Annotated in this window: 20 protein-coding genes; 16 read left to right on the forward strand and 4 right to left on the reverse strand. The window is 40.3% G+C overall.

Features of this window, described 5'->3' with window-relative positions; translation table 11 throughout:
* Positions 1 to 31: 31 nt before the first annotated feature.
* Positions 32 to 469, reverse strand: a complete 438-nt coding sequence (mobA, locus tag BQ8014_RS08555) for a conjugal transfer protein MobA (RefSeq protein ID WP_080905895.1) — start codon at positions 467 to 469, stop codon at positions 32 to 34.
* A gap of 621 nt (positions 470 to 1,090) precedes the next feature.
* Between mobA and BQ8014_RS08565 the strand changes: the two genes are divergently transcribed.
* From BQ8014_RS08565 to BQ8014_RS08635, 15 genes are all read left to right on the forward strand, one after another.
* The gene (locus tag BQ8014_RS08565) at positions 1,091 to 1,855 is read left to right on the forward strand and encodes a ParA family protein (protein WP_080904009.1); all 765 of its coding nucleotides are present in this window, start codon (positions 1,091 to 1,093) and stop codon (positions 1,853 to 1,855) included.
* 1 nt (position 1,856) lies between these two features.
* Positions 1,857 to 2,291 carry a DUF3408 domain-containing protein gene (locus BQ8014_RS08570; RefSeq protein ID WP_080904010.1) on the forward strand — a complete coding sequence of 145 codons (435 nt, stop codon included), beginning with the start codon at positions 1,857 to 1,859 and terminating at the stop codon, positions 2,289 to 2,291.
* Positions 2,288 to 2,926 (forward strand): hypothetical protein, encoded by a 639-nt coding sequence (locus BQ8014_RS08575; protein ID WP_234998017.1) that lies wholly within the window; start codon positions 2,288 to 2,290, stop codon positions 2,924 to 2,926. Before BQ8014_RS08570 ends, BQ8014_RS08575 begins: the two co-directional genes overlap by 4 nt.
* 159 nt (positions 2,927 to 3,085) lie before the next feature.
* Positions 3,086 to 3,382 (forward strand): DUF4134 domain-containing protein, encoded by a 297-nt coding sequence (locus BQ8014_RS08580; protein WP_080905897.1) that lies wholly within the window; start codon positions 3,086 to 3,088, stop codon positions 3,380 to 3,382.
* Positions 3,383 to 3,387: 5 nt separating this feature from the next.
* Positions 3,388 to 3,717, forward strand: a complete 330-nt coding sequence (locus BQ8014_RS08585) for a DUF4133 domain-containing protein (protein ID WP_080904011.1) — start codon at positions 3,388 to 3,390, stop codon at positions 3,715 to 3,717.
* The gene (locus BQ8014_RS08590) at positions 3,714 to 6,209 is read left to right on the forward strand and encodes a TraG family conjugative transposon ATPase (protein ID WP_080904012.1); all 2,496 of its coding nucleotides are present in this window, start codon (positions 3,714 to 3,716) and stop codon (positions 6,207 to 6,209) included. Before BQ8014_RS08585 ends, BQ8014_RS08590 begins: the two co-directional genes overlap by 4 nt.
* A 23-nt stretch (positions 6,210 to 6,232) precedes the next feature.
* Positions 6,233 to 6,862 (forward strand): DUF4141 domain-containing protein, encoded by a 630-nt coding sequence (locus BQ8014_RS08595; protein ID WP_080904013.1) that lies wholly within the window; start codon positions 6,233 to 6,235, stop codon positions 6,860 to 6,862.
* A 2-nt stretch (positions 6,863 to 6,864) separates the two neighbouring features.
* Positions 6,865 to 7,875, forward strand: coding sequence for a conjugative transposon protein TraJ (gene traJ, locus BQ8014_RS08600; RefSeq protein ID WP_080904014.1), 1,011 nt, complete (start codon positions 6,865 to 6,867; stop codon positions 7,873 to 7,875).
* Positions 7,876 to 7,887: 12 nt separating this feature from the next.
* Entirely contained in the window at positions 7,888 to 8,511 is a 624-nt protein-coding gene (gene traK, locus BQ8014_RS08605) for a conjugative transposon protein TraK (RefSeq protein ID WP_080904015.1), read from the forward strand.
* A gap of 3 nt (positions 8,512 to 8,514) precedes the next feature.
* Positions 8,515 to 8,805: a TraL conjugative transposon family protein gene (locus BQ8014_RS08610; RefSeq protein ID WP_080904016.1), complete on the forward strand. Its 291-nt coding sequence runs from the start codon at positions 8,515 to 8,517 to the stop codon at positions 8,803 to 8,805.
* On the forward strand, positions 8,780 to 10,108 hold the full coding sequence (gene traM / locus BQ8014_RS08615) for a conjugative transposon protein TraM (RefSeq protein ID WP_080904017.1): 1,329 nt from the start codon (positions 8,780 to 8,782) through the stop codon (positions 10,106 to 10,108). Before BQ8014_RS08610 ends, traM begins: the two co-directional genes overlap by 26 nt.
* A 78-nt stretch (positions 10,109 to 10,186) precedes the next feature.
* Complete coding sequence (gene traN / locus BQ8014_RS08620; RefSeq protein WP_080905898.1) at positions 10,187 to 11,095, forward strand: conjugative transposon protein TraN; 909 nt, start codon at positions 10,187 to 10,189, stop codon at positions 11,093 to 11,095.
* A 1-nt stretch (position 11,096) separates the two neighbouring features.
* On the forward strand, positions 11,097 to 11,678 hold the full coding sequence (locus BQ8014_RS08625; RefSeq protein WP_080904018.1) for a conjugal transfer protein TraO: 582 nt from the start codon (positions 11,097 to 11,099) through the stop codon (positions 11,676 to 11,678).
* 6 nt (positions 11,679 to 11,684) lie between these two features.
* Positions 11,685 to 12,128 carry a DUF3872 domain-containing protein gene (locus tag BQ8014_RS08630; protein WP_080904019.1) on the forward strand — a complete coding sequence of 148 codons (444 nt, stop codon included), beginning with the start codon at positions 11,685 to 11,687 and terminating at the stop codon, positions 12,126 to 12,128.
* Positions 12,129 to 12,220: 92 nt separating this feature from the next.
* Positions 12,221 to 13,348 carry a putative phage abortive infection protein gene (locus BQ8014_RS08635; RefSeq protein WP_160150061.1) on the forward strand — a complete coding sequence of 376 codons (1,128 nt, stop codon included), beginning with the start codon at positions 12,221 to 12,223 and terminating at the stop codon, positions 13,346 to 13,348.
* Between the two features lie 111 nt (positions 13,349 to 13,459).
* On the opposite strand, the gene BQ8014_RS08640 is transcribed toward BQ8014_RS08635, so the two are convergent.
* From BQ8014_RS08640 to BQ8014_RS08660, 3 genes are all read right to left on the reverse strand, one after another.
* Positions 13,460 to 13,666 (reverse strand): DUF3873 family protein, encoded by a 207-nt coding sequence (locus tag BQ8014_RS08640; protein ID WP_080904021.1) that lies wholly within the window; start codon positions 13,664 to 13,666, stop codon positions 13,460 to 13,462.
* Positions 13,667 to 13,923: 257 nt separating this feature from the next.
* Entirely contained in the window at positions 13,924 to 14,457 is a 534-nt protein-coding gene (locus tag BQ8014_RS08650) for an antirestriction protein ArdA (RefSeq protein ID WP_080904023.1), read from the reverse strand.
* Between the two features lie 376 nt (positions 14,458 to 14,833).
* Positions 14,834 to 15,286: a JAB domain-containing protein gene (locus tag BQ8014_RS08660; protein WP_080904024.1), complete on the reverse strand. Its 453-nt coding sequence runs from the start codon at positions 15,284 to 15,286 to the stop codon at positions 14,834 to 14,836.
* Positions 15,287 to 15,832: 546 nt separating this feature from the next.
* Here BQ8014_RS08660 and BQ8014_RS08665 point away from each other — a divergent pair.
* Positions 15,833 to 16,036 (forward strand): helix-turn-helix transcriptional regulator, encoded by a 204-nt coding sequence (locus BQ8014_RS08665; RefSeq protein ID WP_080904025.1) that lies wholly within the window; start codon positions 15,833 to 15,835, stop codon positions 16,034 to 16,036.
* The last annotated feature ends 2 nt before the right edge of the window (positions 16,037 to 16,038 follow it).

Consider the following 16,038-nt stretch of genomic DNA (forward strand, 5'->3'; position numbering starts at 1 on the left):
GTTCGACATAGTAAGCAAGCTTCCCCTGTTCTCACTTACTCAAATATTTGTCTTCAAATGCCTGTGTGAGTTCGATAATTTTTCGGCTTAATCCCACCAGTTCTTCGGTTGCCTTTTCCAATTTATAGAGAAAAGAAAGGGATTTCTTTTCGGTAAAATTGGAGTTCAGAGCCTTCACAATCTGATTATAGTTTACGCCGATTGCCCGAAATTGAGCGTAAAAAGTTGTTAGGCGTGTGTAATAATCGACTGCTGCCTTATCAATTTTTATCACCTTGAATGAACCGCCAAAGATCCTTTCTGTGATAAAATGCGCTTTTGTCCGCATACCGGACTGTTCAAAGAGAGCCAAAAAACGGGCGTGATCGGCAGAATTGAAACTGATAGAATACCGGAAAACTGCCGGGTCTGCCTTTGGCTTTCGTCCTTTGCCACCGGATTGTGGCACATTCGTTTTTTCTTTTCCCATACCATTATTCTTTAAAAGGTTTACGACTTCGGAGTACAACCCATCGAGGCTTGTCCGGGCAAGGGGTTCTAAGCTGCTGAAAGAATTTCAAGCTGCGCAGAACACACCTTGCTATTTGCCTGACGCAAATAAAATCCGCCTGTAGACGGATTAGCGGTTAGCCATAAGATAAATGAACTCCGGAAAGCTGCTCAATCGGATGTTTTTTGTCCGTTTAAACAGGATTCCGTTGCAAAGTAACAGGGATTAATTATGTTGTAAAATAGTGCATTATAGGACAAGCGAAGCCATTCAAAGCCATCGTAAGGCACTTTCAAAAAGGGGTAGTTTTTATTCATTTATTTGTTCTCGAAAACTGGGTTGAAATAGAGAAGTAAAGCGGTAAATACCGATAGAATCATCGATATGAATAAACACCGGTCTATTGATTTCAAGAAATCAAGAAATCAAGAAATAGTGAAACCAATGTTTCAAGCAATCAATAAGACAATATGTAAGGAAATGGATACTTCCTTATTTCTATGCAGGGATAAATACATATTCATTGGTTGAATGACAGGAATAGATACTGCGATAAAGCAGTAAATCAATAATGAAGTAAAACAATAAAGACTGAAAGAAATGAAAAAAGAAACATTATTCGTTGCCTTCTCCACCCAAAAAGGTGGTGTCGGCAAGACTACTTTCACTGTGCTAGTAGCAAGCTACCTGTACTATCTGAAAAGTTACAATGTAGCGGTTGTGGATTGCGATTACCCACAACACAGCATCAGTGCCATGCGTAAACGGGACGGTGAACAGGTCAATAGTGATACGAATTACAAGCTGCTAGCCTTTAACCAATTCAAGGTATTGGGAAAGAGAGCGTATCCGGTCTTGTGCAGCACACCAGAAAATGCTATCACCACGGCCAAAGAATATCTGAAAACCGAACCGCTCGAAATAGATGTAGTCTTTTTCGACCTTCCCGGAACGGTGAACAGTGAAGGGATTATCAATTCATTGGCCTCCATGGATTATATCTTTACGCCGATTACCGCCGACCGGGTAGTATTGGAAAGCAGTCTGTCATTTGCCATGACGGTAAACAATCTGCTGGTAAACAATGATGCTTACCGAATACAGGGTTTACACCTGTTTTGGAATCAAGTTGATGGGCGTGAGAAAACAGACTTGTACAGTATTTATGAAAATACCATTAGCGAACTGGGACTTCCCCTTATGAAGACTTTTATCCCTGATACAAAACGATACAAAAAGGAAATGTCAGGCGAAAAGGTTTCTGTCTTCCGGTCCACGCTGTTCCCTGCTGATAAGCGAATGATAAAAGGCAGTAACCTTGAAGAACTGGTGGCTGAAGTTGGATACATTATAAAACTATACTAACATGGCAAAGCAGGAAAAAGTACAGGTGGATGAAGATTTTATGAAGCAGATTATTTCACAGGGTTTGCCCGTGAAACAGGAAATTCCACCTAAAATCGTAAGTAAAGAGCCGGATAAACCGGAAATAATACAGGAAGCTATGGAAGAACCTGTCCGGCAACCGGAAGAAAAAACCATCAGGGAAGCTACCCGCCGGAAGAAAAGTACCCCTGCCGATTATCGGGAAATCTACTTTCAGAAAATAGAACTTCCCGACCGCCAGCCTATCTATGTGAGCCGTTCCACACATGAGAAGCTAATGAAAATTGTGAGGGTTATCGGTGAGCGCAAAGCGACTATAAGCAGCTATGTAGAAACGATTATCCTGCATCACTTCGAGCAATATCAGGACGAAATCAACGAATTGTATAGAAAAACTCTGGAAAGACCGATATGATACTAAAAATAATAATTGCAGGAATAATTATTTATTACCTCATTCTGTTTTGGTGGCTCAGAAAAGGACGGAGAAAGATGCCTTTGCAAAAGGAGGAGATCAATCATGAGAAAAGGTCAATCATAGGTGAATCTACCTTTCGCTTAAGACAAGTTACGTCATATAAAGCCACTGAAAGACAATTTTCTAAAGGGGTTAATAATACTTCTACATTTGCCTTGCAAGACACGGAAGATACTCCATTGCCGATGGATGTTGAGTTTGAAATGGTGTTTGAGGAGCACGTACGAAAAGAAGAATTGGAAGGGGAAAAATTGGAATTTGACGATAGTGACATAGCACTTTCCATAACTGGAGAAGGTCAATCGGCACGGGGAATCTCCTTTGAAGAAATGGCACAGGCTGTCCGGGTTATCCATCAAGATGAATCGCCGGAAGAAGAGGAACGTAAAGCACTACAAACGCTCGCCGTTATGCAACAAACCAGTCTGTACGATACAGTGATAGAAGAGATAAACGGGGGCATGGTACGGGTGGCGGAAATGCTGGGTAAATACGATGCAGTATTTATCGCCCCGCCAAACGAAACCAGCCCTGAAGATTTACAGGCGTTCGACATGAACGACTATATGTAGAACCTCTAAAACAAATCAGTATGAAAGAAAAAGACTATGGTTAGCTTCTGACAAACATTACAAAAAGGTCTATGGCCCAAACCACAAAAACTTTCAGTTATTAATCCAGTCGGACAGTGGATCATCCGCTTGCTTCCGGCAATAAAAATCAAGTTCAAAATGAAAAAGAAGATATTTCTTTCAGTAGCCATTGTTTTGGCTGCAACTTCGGCATTTGCACAGGGTAACGGAACAGCAGGTATCACTGAAGCAACCAATATGGTTACCAGTTATTTTGATCCGGCTACAAAATTGATTTACGCCATCGGGGCTGTAGTTGGCTTGGTCGGTGGTGTAAAAGTTTATAACAAGTTCAGTTCTGGTGACCCTGATACGGGTAAGACTGCTGCAAGCTGGTTCGGCGCTTGTATTTTTCTTATCGTTGCCGCCACTATCCTGCGTTCATTCTTTCTTTAAAAACTATGGCAGGTTATTCAATCAACAGGGGAATAGGTCGTCCCGTAGAGTTTAAGGGGCTTCGCAGTCAGTATCTTTTCATATTTGCCGGAGGACTACTTGCCGTCTTTGTGGCCTTTGTGGTGATCTACATGGTTGGTATCAACCAATGGATTTGTATCGGCTTTGGATGTATCTCCGCCTTGGTGCTTGTCTATCTGACTTTCACCCTGAATGACAAATACGGGACTTACGGACTGATGAAACTTTTCGCACGCAGAAATCACCCCCGTTATATCATCAACCGCAAAGCTATTTCTCGATTATTCATTTATAATAGGAGGAGAAACGCATGAGAAATATATTAAAAGCAGCCACATTGGAAAGCAAGTTTCCTTTGCTATCAGCTGAACAAGATTTCATCATCAGTAAGGATGCAGATATAACAGTAGCCTTTCGTGTAGAACTTCCGGAACTTTTCACCGTTACCGGAATCGAATATGATGCGATACATTCAGCCTGGCATAAAGCAATCAAGGTGTTGCCTAATTATTCGATCATCCATAAGCAAGACTGGTTTATCAAGGAAACTTATATGCCGGAGGTTCAAAAGGATGATTTAAGTTTTCTATCTCGCAGTTTTGAACGACACTTCAACGAAAGGCCGTTCTTAAATCATACTTGCTTCCTGTTTTTGACAAAAACAACGAAAGAAAGAAGCCGTATCCAAAGCAATTTTAATACGCTTTGCCGGGGATTTATCATTCCAAAAGAAATTCAGGATAAGGAAGCAATACAGAAATTTATGGAATCAGTCGGACAGTTTGAACGGATTATGAACGATTCGGGATTTATCACTCTTACCCGTCTCAACTCGGATGAAATTACAGGAACACCGGGAAAAGCTGGTATTATTGAGAAATACTTTTCCTTGTCGCAAAGCGACACTACTACTCTGAAAGATATTCAACTTAATGCTGAAAATGTACGTATAGGCGACAATATTCTATGCTTGCATACCCTTTCAGACGTAGAAGACCTGCCCGGTAAGATTTCAACCGATTCCCGTTATGAAAAGCTGTCCACCGACCGAAGCGACTGCTGTTTGTCGTTCGCTGCGCCTGTGGGAGTGTTGCTTTCCTGCAACCATGTGTATAATCAATACATTTTCATAGATGATCATGCGGAGAACCTGAAACGCTTTGAGAAACAAGCCCGTAATATGCATTCGTTGTCAAGGTATAGCCGTGCCAATCAGGTGAACAAAGAATGGATTGAAGAATACTTGAACGAAGCACACAGTCAGGGGTTAATTTCCGTTCGCTGCCATTGCAACGTGATGGCCTGGTCAGACGAGCGGGAAGAACTCAAGCATATCAAGAATGATGTCGGGAGCCAACTTGCCTTAATGGGATGCAAACCTCGCCACAATACTGTGGATACCCCGACCCTTTACTGGGCTGGTATTCCTGGCAACGAAGGCGATTTTCCTTCGGAAGAATCCTTCTTCACCTTCATCGAACAGGCTTTGTGCTTCTTCACAGAAGAGACCAATTACATGTCTTCGCCTTCCCCGTTCGGGATTAAGATGGTGGACAGGCTGACGGGTAAACCGCTTCATGTGGATATTTCCGACCTGCCGATGAAAAAAGGGATTATCACGAACCGTAACAAATTCATCCTGGGACCTTCGGGGTCAGGAAAATCCTTTTTCACCAACCACATGGTACGGCAATACTACGAACAAGGTAGTCACGTACTTTTGGTGGATACCGGAAACAGCTACTTGGGGTTGTGCGAAATGATAAATCGTAAAACGCAGGGTTCAGATGGAGTTTATTTCACCTATACAGAACAGAATCCCATAGCTTTCAATCCATTCTATACCGATGATAACATCTTCGATATTGAAAAGCGGGAATCCATCAAAACGCTTATTCTGACGCTTTGGAAGCGCGACAACGAACCTCCTACACGAGCGGAAGAAGTTGCTCTTTCCAATGCTGTAAACTTATACATAGATAAGCTGAAAGGTGGCATCCAACCATCCTTCAATACATTCTACGAATATGTAAGTGGTGAGTACAAAGAAATATTGATATCGAAACAAGTCCGTGAAAAAGATTTCGATGTGGCAAACTTTCTGAATGTGCTTGAACCTTACTACAAAGGTGGAGAATATGATTACCTGCTAAACTCGGATAAACAGCTTGACTTGCTTTCGAAACGTTTCATCGTCTTTGAATTGGACAATATTAAAGACCATAAAATTCTGTTCCCTATTGTCACCATCATTATCATGGAAGTTTTTATCAATAAGATGCGTAGGCTAAAGGGTGTCAGAAAATTAATACTAATCGAAGAGGCATGGAAAGCCATTGCAAAGGAAGGAATGGCGGAGTACATTAAGTACCTCTTCAAGACCGTCCGCAAGTTTTTCGGGGAAGCAATTGTGGTTACTCAAGAGGTCGAAGATATTATTTCTTCACCGATTGTAAAGGAATCCATCATCAATAACAGCGATTGTAAAATCCTGCTAGACCAGCGGAAGTATATGAATAAGTTCGATAGTATTCAAGCACTCCTGGGGCTAACGGAAAAAGAAAAGGCACAGGTGCTTTCCATCAACATGGCAAACCATCCGGGGCGTAAATATAAAGAAGTATGGATCGGGCTGGGTGGTACGCAATCCGCTGTATATGCTACGGAAGTAAGTTTGGAAGAATATTATACCTACACAACGGAAGAGAGTGAAAAGCTTGAGCTATTCCAACTTACCGAGAAATTAGACGGCAATATCGAACTTGCCATTAAACAGCTTGCTGAAAGTAAGCGCAATCAGAATTAATATCAATCAAAAATAATAAAGCAATGAAAACAAAGATAATAGCGTTAATAGCAGTTCTGTGCTTTTTCGCAGGTAAGGCTAACGCCCAATGGGCCGTAATTGACCCGACAAACCTGGCTCAAAGTATTGTGAATACAACTAACCAAATTGCACAGACTTCCAAAACTGTGAGCAATACTCTGGATAATTTCAAGCAAACCGTCAAACTCTACGAACAGGGAAAGGAGTATTATGATGCCCTAAAAGCGGTAAACAACTTAGTAAAGGATGCCCGCAAAGTGCAGAAAACGGTGCTTCTACTCGGTGACATTACGGATATATACGTTACAAATTTTCAATTAATGCTTTCCGATAAAAACTTCCGTCCGGAAGAACTGAATGCGATTGCTTTCGGTTATGCGAAACTATTGGAAGAAAGTTCGGATGTGCTTACAGAACTTAAAAACGTAGTGAATATCAACGGACTTTCCATGAGTGATGCCGAACGCATGGAAAGGATAGACAAAGCATATAGCTCTGTGCTGAATTATCGGAACTTGGTTGCTTATTACACCCGCAAAAACATATCTGTTTCCTACTTACGGGCAAAGAAAATCAACGATACAGACCGGGTAATGGCTTTATATGGAAATGCTAACGATAGATACTGGTAATCATGAACTTGCTAGCCGTTGATTTTGGAAACCTGCACGAGATTCTGAGAAATCTATATGAGGATATGATGCCTCTGTGCAGTAGCATGACAGGAGTAGCCAAAGGCATGGCGGGATTGGGTGCATTGTTCTATGTGGCTGCGAAAGTATGGCAAGCTTTAGCAAGAGCTGAACCTATAGACGTATATCCGCTTCTACGTCCTTTTGCTATCGGGCTGTGCATTATGTTCTTTCCCTCGTTTGTCTTGGGGACAATCAACAGCGTAATGTCTCCGGTAGTGAAAGGCACACACACCCTACTTGAAGGGCAAACTTTTGATATGAACAAATACCGTCAACAAAAAGATAAGCTGGAATATGAAGCCATGTTACGAAATCCCGAAACCGCTTACCTGGTTTCTGATGAAGTATTCGACAAGCAATTGGAAGACTTGGGATGGACTCCTTCTGATTTGGCGACAATGATGGGGATGTACATGGACAGGAGTGCATACAACGTCAAGAAAATGGTTAAGGACTGGTTCCGGGAATTGCTGGAAATCCTCTTTCAGGCCGCAGCACTTGTCATTGACACGATACGAACTTTCTTTCTGATCGTATTGGCAATACTTGGGCCAATAGCTTTTGCCATATCAGTCTATGATGGATTCCAGTCCACCCTCACACAATGGATAACACGCTACATCAGCGTTTATCTATGGCTTCCCGTATCGGATTTATTCAGTTCTATTCTTGCCCGCATTCAGGTGCTGATGCTTCAACAGGACATAGAAGCCCTTTCCGATCCGAATTTCATCCCTGATAGTTCCAATACGGTTTATATCATCTTTATGATTATCGGAATTGTGGGATACTTTACCATTCCAACTGTAGCAGGCTGGATTATTCAGGCTGGCGGACTGGGTGGTATGAACCGGAATCTCTCTAAAACAGCAAGTACAGGAGGAAACCTTGCAGGTGCGGCGGCAGGGGCAGCCACCGGAAATATCTCAGGAAAACTAATCAAGAAATAAAACAGTAAATAAATGGAATTTAAAAGTTTAAAGAATATAGAAAGTAGTTTTAGACAAATACGCTTGTTTGGAATTGTATTTGTCTGTGTATGCACTGGAATTGTAGGATATGCCCTTTGGAAATCATACAGTTTTGTAGAAAAACAACGTGAAAAGATATATGTCCTTGATGGAGGCAAATCTCTTATGCTGGCACTTTCACAGGACTTATCGCAGAACCGCCCGGTAGAAGCCAGGGAACACGTAAAGCGTTTCCATGAACTCTTCTTTACCCTTTCGCCGGATAAGAACGCTATTGAATCGAATATTCAACGTTCATTTTTTCTGGCTGATAAAAGTGCCTTCAACTACTATAAGGATTTATCCGAAAAGGGGTACTATAACCGAATTATTTCCGGGAATATCAATCAGACGGTTCAAGTGGACAGTGTGGTTTGCAACTTCGATCGATACCCGTATCATGTGGCGACATACGCCAGGCAAATGATTGTCAGGGAGAGTAGTGTTACCGAAAGAAGCCTCGTTACCCGGTGCCGGTTGTTGAACTCTGTCAGGAGCGATAATAACCCGCATGGTTTTACTATTGAAGCTTTCGAAATTACGGAAAACAAGGATTTACAGGTATTAAAACGGTAAGCTATGGTAAAGAAAACATTCACGAATCTTAGAGGCTCGTTGGATCATAAGCTCCGCCATGCTTGTGAAAGGTTGTCAAAAGATACCCGAATTGTCATTATTGTGATTTTCATTATCGGGGGTAGTATCCTCTCGATTTACTGGACGATTTCGTCCATATACAATATGGGTAAAAAGAGTGCCGAAAAAGATTTTATGGAGATTAAGCATATTGAACGCTTGAAACTTCAACGCAAAGACAATATTAACCAGTATCAATTAAAAGAATATGGAACAAAATCAGAATTTGAATAAACGTGAAGAGAAGGAAAAGAGACCGCTTTCCCCTCAGGAGATGCAAAAGCGGAGGAAGCTTATCATTTTTCCATTGATGGGAATTGCATTTGCCGGCTGTATGTGGCTGATATTTGCCCCTTCACCGAATAATGAAGTGAAACCGAATGAGATAAGTGGTTTCAATGCGGATATACCCTTACCCCAAAAAGACGGTATTATCAGAGATAAAAAAACGGCTTATGAACAAGAACAAATGCAAAACAAGCAGAATGAACGAATGCGCTCTCTGCAAGATTTTGGCTTTATATTGGGCGATGAAAGTAAAACGGTGGATAATCCAAGCATGAATCCAGATTTGTCGGATAAGCAACCGCTCACTGCCGGTCGAAATTATTCGGACGGTTCTTCGCCTCGAAATTCTTATGTCCAGTCCTCAGCTTATGCGTATCAAGGCATAAACCGTCAGTTGGGGAGTTTTTATGAAACGCCCAAAGAAGATAAAGAGGAAGAGGTACTTACCCGGAAAATTGAAGAACTGGAAAACAGGCTATACGAAAAAGAAAACAAGGGGACAAATACAGCAGATGAACAATTGGCTCTACTTGAAAAGTCTTATCAACTGGCTGCAAAATACATGAACAACGGCCAGACCCAAGAAAAAACAATAAAACAGATCACGCCGAGCGTACCCATGCAGGGAAAGGTTCAGTCTTTACCCGTAAAAGCTGTTACAGAAACAACCGTATCGGGGCTGCAAACATCTATGGCCGATAAGGAATTTATTACAGCATACAGCCAGCCACGGAATCTCGGATTTAATACGGTAGTGGGGAGTGGATTGTCCATGGGAAAAAATACCATTCTTGCCTGTATTCATGAAAACCAATCTGTAACGGACGGGCAGAGTGTGCGGCTTCGCCTGTTAGAGCCTTTGCAGGCCGGGAATATCATTGTACCCAAAAATACACTTTTGTCTGGGAATGCAAGGGTTCAAGGCGAGCGAATGGATATTTCTATTTCTTCGATGGAGTATAATGGCAATATCATTCCGGTAGAATTGGCGGTATATGATTCGGACGGACAAAAGGGCATATCTGTTCCATCTTCATTGGAAATGCAAGCCCTGAACGAAGGCATGGCGAACATCGGTGTGGGACTTGGCTCAAGTTTTACCGTCAATCAAAATGCCGGAGCTGCCATTGTTTCTGATCTTACAAGGGGGATATTGCAAGGTGGATCGCAATACCTGTCTAAAAAATTCAGGACGGTAAAAATAAACTTGAAAGCCAATTATCAGGTAATGCTATATTCCAAACAATGACAATCACTAAAAAATCAATTACTAATGAGCCGGGAAGTAGCTATCGATCTGCCAACGGCAACTAATAATCAATTTATAATGAAAAAGATAATTATCATGTTCGCCTTGATTTTCTGTGTAGTGACGATCAAAGCACAAAGCAACGATTTATTTCAGGGTATCACCCAAAAGCTTCCTTACGGGCAAATGGTTACGCCTTATGGAGTTCAGGTAACGTTTGCCAAAACAGTACATATCATTTTCCCTTCGGCTGTGAAATATGTGGATTTGGGTTCCAACCACATTATCGCAGGAAAAGCGGACGGAGCGGAAAATGTGATCCGTGTCAAAGCTTCGACTGAAGATTTTCCGGGTGAAACCAACTTTTCGGTGATATGTGAGGATGGCAGCTTTTATTCATTCAACGCCAAATATGCCAAAGAGCCGGAAATGCTAAACATCGAAATGAAAGATTTCCTTGAAAATGAAAGCATAACCGATTACTCCCAAACCCGGATGAACATTTATTTTCGGGAACTGGGAAACGAATCGCCTTTGCTGGTGAAGTTGATAATGCAGTCCATCTACAAAAACAATGACCGGGAGATACGGCATTTGGGATGCAAGCGTTTCGGGATACAGTTCTTAGTCAAGGGGATTTATGTGCATAACGGAATGTTCTATTTCCATACGCAGGTAAAGAACTCTTCCAACATACCGTTTGATACTGACTTCATCAAGTTTAAGATTGTCGATAAGCAAGTGGCAAAACGTACCGCCATTCAGGAATCGGTTTTGTATCCTGTACGCAGTTTTAACGAAGTGATTACCATAGGAGGAAAGTCCACCATCCGCACGGTCTATACTTTACCAAAGTTCACTATCCCGGATGATAAAATACTGGTGGTAGAGCTGGTCGAAAAGAACGGTGGCCGTCACCAAAATATCCGTATCGAAAGTTCGGACATTGTGAATTCCAGAGTGATTAACGAACTTAAAATCAAATAAGATGAAGAAGTTAATCTGTGTTATAGCAGTGTTGTGTTTGTGCCAGACTTTTAACCTGGCACACGCACAACGTTACCTGCCCGGACAAAAGGGAATCCAATTCACGGGCGGGATGGCGGACGGCTTTAAGAAGCCCGGCAAACCGGAATCGGCTTACTATTTCGGTGCTGCGCTTGCCACTTATACCAAAAACGGAAACCGTTGGGTAGTCGGGGCGGAATACTTCAATAAGGAGTATGAATATAAGAATGTAACCGTGCCTGTAAGCCAGTTTACAGGCGAAGGTGGGTATTATATCAAAATACTTTATGACCGCCGGAAAACGGTCTTTTTGTCCTTCGGGTTGTCGGCTCTTGCCGGATATGAAACAAGCAACTGGGGAAATAAGCTATTATATGATGGTTCTAGACTACTAAATAAAGATACCTTCATCTATGGTGGAGCTAGTACTTTAGAAATAGAAACTTACCTGACGGACAGGGTGGTTTTTCTTATCAATGCTCGTGAACGTGTGCTGTTCGGTTCTTCCATCGGAAAGTTTCATACACAGTTCGGGGTCGGTTTTAAATTCATAATAAATTAGTGCAATATGAAAAAGATAATCAGAAACATATTAATGGGGGTGTACTTGCTGGGAGCAATGCTGCTGGTGTTTTCTTGTAATGATAAGCTGGATATTCAGCAGGTTTACCCGTTCACAGTAACAACGATGCCCGTACAGAAACGGATTAAGATAGGCGAAACAGCAGAAATACGTTTTCAACTTAACAGGGAAGGCTATTACGAAGAAACGAAGTATTTCATCAGATATTTTCAACCGGATGGTAAAGGAGCGCTGCGGATGGCGGATGAAACGGTTTTCCTTCCAAATGATTTATACCCGCTTCCGGGTGAAACGTTCCGCCTGTACTATACTTCCGCTTCCACCGACCAACAACAAATTGACGTATATATTGAAGACAGCTTCGGGCAGGTGGTACAGCTAACGTTTGCTTTCAATAATGAGAATGTGAAAGAAGAGCAAAAGGAATAAGCAACTTTAGACAACCTGTTGAAAAACACCTGATAAGTAATTTTGTCAGGTGTTTTTTTATGGGTATTTTTGCGGAACTAAAAATAATAGTTATGAAGAAAATTATAATCATAATGATAGCTATTGGGATTGTATTCGCACTAATAGCTCCCTTTGTTTTTACAAGAACAGGACTAGCTTGTTTGGATTTTAGAGAAACTGGACAAATTGGTGATACAATTGGAGGTATTACAGCCCCTATAATTGGCATACTAAGTGTTATTTTACTTTTTTACACCTTGTGGGAACAAATCGTTTTTAATAAAAAACAAAAAGAAATATCTTCTAATGAACAATTCAAAACAACTTTTTTCAATTTACTGCAAGTTCAAAGAGAGATTCTTGAAAAGATAGCAGGTCATTTTTCCTACTTAGGCAATTTTGTTTATGAAGAATATCCCGAAACTAATAACAAAATTAAAATCACTAGAAAAGACCAGAAGACTAATATTGATAAAGAAATAGCTACAATCAACAATCAGTCAAACAATCGAGAACGAAAAGGAATACAATTCTTTAAGTCAGCTAGATATCAATTAATACTAATTTTTGAGTCTCTGGACAGTGATAGATATACTAATAATTATAACGCCGAAGATGCTTATAATGCCGAAACAGATTTGCAAGGGGAAATACACACTGGCTGGAATATTCCTCCTGAAGTTGAAAAAGAACAAGATGAATTAATTCACAAAACAAGAAAACCTTTTAGAAACGCCTATATTAATGACAAATATTCAATTAGCGATAAAGCCTATAACACATACAAAGAATTGCCTATTGACAAGCAATTAGGCTTTGGATACGCATATTTTTTTTATAAATACGAAGTTGTTGGTTATTATTTTAGACACTTATACAACATTCTGAAATATATAAAAACAAACGAAGATGAAAAAATATATTCTTTAGGGAAAAAAGCATCAAATAAAAAAAAACAGGAGGTACATGAAGAATATAAACAGTATGCTCAATTCATTCAAGCGCAAATGTCCATAGACGAACTGCTTATTTTGTTTTATGAATGTTTTAGCTTCCCCAAAATGAAGCAATTAGTCATCCATTATAATCTATTAGATAATTTAACCATTCAAAATTTAATAAAAAAAGAACATAACTGCGAAGCAAAAATTAGATTAAAAAACAAGAATGACTTATTTACAGACATCATAAACAGGTAGTTACAAACTATTATCTATAAATAAAATTCAGATTTTTATATCGGCTTTTTGCTACTTTTTCTCCGCATCAACTCATGGAAAAAGTAGCGGGCGGTAAACTCCACCCGCCATTTATCTATCTCTTAACAGCCATTCGTCCCGCCGTTTCCGGCACTCTTCCAGCGTTTTCGTTACCGTAGAGAAAAGTTCTCCGTCTGTATGGCGATAATCATACTGGAAATATTCTGTACCCCTGAACGTCCCGGCAATGAACGTTATATATTTTTCCTGTCCCGGCTCTTGAGTTGTAGATACGCCATTTTTACTTAATGATTCCATAAACTTTATATTAATAATGTGAGTAATAAGGCAATGAAAATCGCAGCCATCAAAAGGCTATATAACACGGATAGGAATAACCGCAGGATAAAGCGGATAACGAAAAACGCTATTATCAATACCGCCCATATACCCGCCGAAGTACACAGAAAATAAATTACTAAAGCCAGTAAACCCACCCGGAACAATAACCTGAATAAACCGCTTGCTTTCATTATAATTTGTTTTGTGGGCGGGGAAACCCGCCCACAAAACAATCAGGAAGCCCGGAAAACAAAACCATCTTCAAACCAGTAATCACCCATGAACAGGTCACGGGCAAACTTTTCGTAATCGAAGTATGTTTTTGCGAATTCTGGCAGTTCGTAGCACTCTTCTACAATTTCATAGGCGTAATCTTCTTCATCGTTGTATTTGCCTTGAAAATCGTCCCTGAAAGAAGAAATAAGGTCGTTTGCATCTTCAGTTGAAAGGTCGTGTGAACCGTGATTACACCACACTATAAACGCTTCCTGCTCGTCTTCGCTTAAATCGTCCATTGCATCCCGGATGTCGAAGAAATTTTCTGACAACCAACTTTCGCCGATTAATTCGTCCGGTATATTTTCCCAGTCCTGAAACATATATTCCGGGTCTTCTTCGTCTGCGTGTAACTCCTTACAAGCTTCGTAAAACTCGTCTTTGTCCGAAAAGTCGGAAAGGTCAAACCATTTGCCCTCGATTGAGCCATCGTTGTACTTTGCATATGTACCTACATAAATCCTTGCTTCGCTTAAATTTGTTGCTTCCATAACTTCTGATTTTTTAGATATATGCGGATTCTTGAGGTGAGGGAGTTGAGTTTCATAACTTTTTTTCCTGCTTCTCGTAAATCCGACTTTTTTTATATGCGTCTTTCCGTAGGGTCGGTCGTTTTCGTTTCATATATGCCAGAAAGTGTAGGCTTTAGTCTTTGCAAGTTTTTGTGGAAAAATACGCTCAAGCGAAGCGAAGCAGGAAGATTTTTGCATCAAACCCTTTAGGGCTTGAACTTTCAAAGAGGTTAAGAAGCCGTAAATACTTTTGCATATAGAAATGGAAATGATCAACCGCCCCCGATGGAATGACTGCCTATGGGAGGGGTTAATAAAAGAAGCAGGATAAGATCTGATTTCGACAAAAGAAGGGCTATAAAAGCCCTTCATTAGCAAAGCTGTAATGATCTTCTTCGGTCATAATGATATGATCCAGAAAAGAAATATCCAGAAGCTCACAAGCTTCCTTTAGCTTTTTTGTTAACCGAATATCTTCCTGGCTTGGTCGCAAAATGGACGACGGATGATTATGTGAAAAGATGATAGCAGAAGCATGTACTTTCAATGCCGTTTGCATAATGATTTTAATATCAACCAATGTACTGGCCACACCACATTTTGAAATATTGGAAATCCCCAATACCCGGTTAGAACGGTTCATGAAAATAACATAGGCCTCTTCATGGTGTTGCATACATTCCCCGAATGCAATCTTGAAAATTTGTACTGTATCTTCAGAACATTTAATCTGGAAACGTTCGGTTGTGTTCACATTATCCTTATAGGACACTTTGATTTCTGGAATCTTGAAATAATCTATTTTCATGACAAGCAAAATTTAAAATGAAACATTAATTTTTTGCTTTCACGTTCACAGGAAATTCATTCACTTCATGCAAGGTTTTCAGTGGGAATACTACCCGCAGGTGTGGAGATTGCCAGTGCAAACACGCAGTGCCTGACCTTGCTACTTGTGGGTGATTTCTTGTATCTTTGCCTAAAAATTAGTGGAGAAATGACTTTAATATTAAGAAAATGGCAAAGTAGATATTTTTCCTATTCGCAATATATTAGTTCTTCGTTTTTTTCTGCTATCTGCTTCTGTTTGTCGAACGAGTGTCCAACAAGTTTGATGAGCCTATTGAACAGTATAATTAATCTAAAGCACAAACCAACCAAGTAGAAAGTCTCAAGGTTGCGAAAGAAGAACTGGAGCTAATTGAAGTGAATAAGGCTTTCTTACATTTGTTGAGACTTGAGAAATAGTTGCATTTTCTATTCCCAATCTTTATTTACATAAAATATTGAAGACTAAAGGTCTATTGCATAATACAAATCATTATATTTGCAAAACACATCAATAATTTGACTGATGAGAAAGATAAATAGGCTAAAAATCGTACTTGTAGAACAGAATAAAACTGGAAAGTGGTTGGCGGAAACGTTGGGAAAGAATGAAGCGACTGTTTCTCGTTGGTGTACTAACGAAGCACAACCTTCTCTTGAAACATTGGTAAAGATTGCCAACGCGTTGAAAATTGATGTGAAGGATTTGTTAGTCTCTACAAAAAGATAATA

This window comes from Parabacteroides sp. Marseille-P3160 (genome assembly GCF_900162725.1).
Classification (GTDB): Bacteria; Bacteroidota; Bacteroidia; order Bacteroidales; family Tannerellaceae; genus Marseille-P3160.

What these genes read in the sequence shown, in the direction of transcription:
- BQ8014_RS08565 (WP_080904009.1), top strand. Translation starts at nt 1,091, where the DNA reads ATGAAAAAAGAAACATTATTCGTTGCCTTCTCCACCCAAAAAGGTGGT.
- BQ8014_RS08580 (WP_080905897.1), top strand. Translation starts at nt 3,086, where the DNA reads ATGAAAAAGAAGATATTTCTTTCAGTAGCCATTGTTTTGGCTGCAACT.
- BQ8014_RS08575 (WP_234998017.1), top strand. Translation starts at nt 2,288, where the DNA reads ATGATACTAAAAATAATAATTGCAGGAATAATTATTTATTACCTCATT.
- BQ8014_RS08625 (WP_080904018.1), top strand. Translation starts at nt 11,097, where the DNA reads ATGAAGAAGTTAATCTGTGTTATAGCAGTGTTGTGTTTGTGCCAGACT.
- BQ8014_RS08630 (WP_080904019.1), top strand. Translation starts at nt 11,685, where the DNA reads ATGAAAAAGATAATCAGAAACATATTAATGGGGGTGTACTTGCTGGGA.
- BQ8014_RS08650 (WP_080904023.1), bottom strand. Translation starts at nt 14,457, where the DNA reads ATGGAAGCAACAAATTTAAGCGAAGCAAGGATTTATGTAGGTACATAT.
- traM (WP_080904017.1), top strand. Translation starts at nt 8,780, where the DNA reads ATGGAACAAAATCAGAATTTGAATAAACGTGAAGAGAAGGAAAAGAGA.
- BQ8014_RS08660 (WP_080904024.1), bottom strand. Translation starts at nt 15,286, where the DNA reads ATGAAAATAGATTATTTCAAGATTCCAGAAATCAAAGTGTCCTATAAG.
- BQ8014_RS08640 (WP_080904021.1), bottom strand. Translation starts at nt 13,666, where the DNA reads ATGGAATCATTAAGTAAAAATGGCGTATCTACAACTCAAGAGCCGGGA.
- traN (WP_080905898.1), top strand. Translation starts at nt 10,187, where the DNA reads ATGAAAAAGATAATTATCATGTTCGCCTTGATTTTCTGTGTAGTGACG.
- BQ8014_RS08595 (WP_080904013.1), top strand. Translation starts at nt 6,233, where the DNA reads ATGAAAACAAAGATAATAGCGTTAATAGCAGTTCTGTGCTTTTTCGCA.
- mobA (WP_080905895.1), bottom strand. Translation starts at nt 469, where the DNA reads ATGGGAAAAGAAAAAACGAATGTGCCACAATCCGGTGGCAAAGGACGA.
- BQ8014_RS08665 (WP_080904025.1), top strand. Translation starts at nt 15,833, where the DNA reads ATGAGAAAGATAAATAGGCTAAAAATCGTACTTGTAGAACAGAATAAA.
- traK (WP_080904015.1), top strand. Translation starts at nt 7,888, where the DNA reads ATGGAATTTAAAAGTTTAAAGAATATAGAAAGTAGTTTTAGACAAATA.
- BQ8014_RS08635 (WP_160150061.1), top strand. Translation starts at nt 12,221, where the DNA reads ATGAAGAAAATTATAATCATAATGATAGCTATTGGGATTGTATTCGCA.
- traJ (WP_080904014.1), top strand. Translation starts at nt 6,865, where the DNA reads ATGAACTTGCTAGCCGTTGATTTTGGAAACCTGCACGAGATTCTGAGA.
- BQ8014_RS08585 (WP_080904011.1), top strand. Translation starts at nt 3,388, where the DNA reads ATGGCAGGTTATTCAATCAACAGGGGAATAGGTCGTCCCGTAGAGTTT.
- BQ8014_RS08570 (WP_080904010.1), top strand. Translation starts at nt 1,857, where the DNA reads ATGGCAAAGCAGGAAAAAGTACAGGTGGATGAAGATTTTATGAAGCAG.
- BQ8014_RS08610 (WP_080904016.1), top strand. Translation starts at nt 8,515, where the DNA reads ATGGTAAAGAAAACATTCACGAATCTTAGAGGCTCGTTGGATCATAAG.
- BQ8014_RS08590 (WP_080904012.1), top strand. Translation starts at nt 3,714, where the DNA reads ATGAGAAATATATTAAAAGCAGCCACATTGGAAAGCAAGTTTCCTTTG.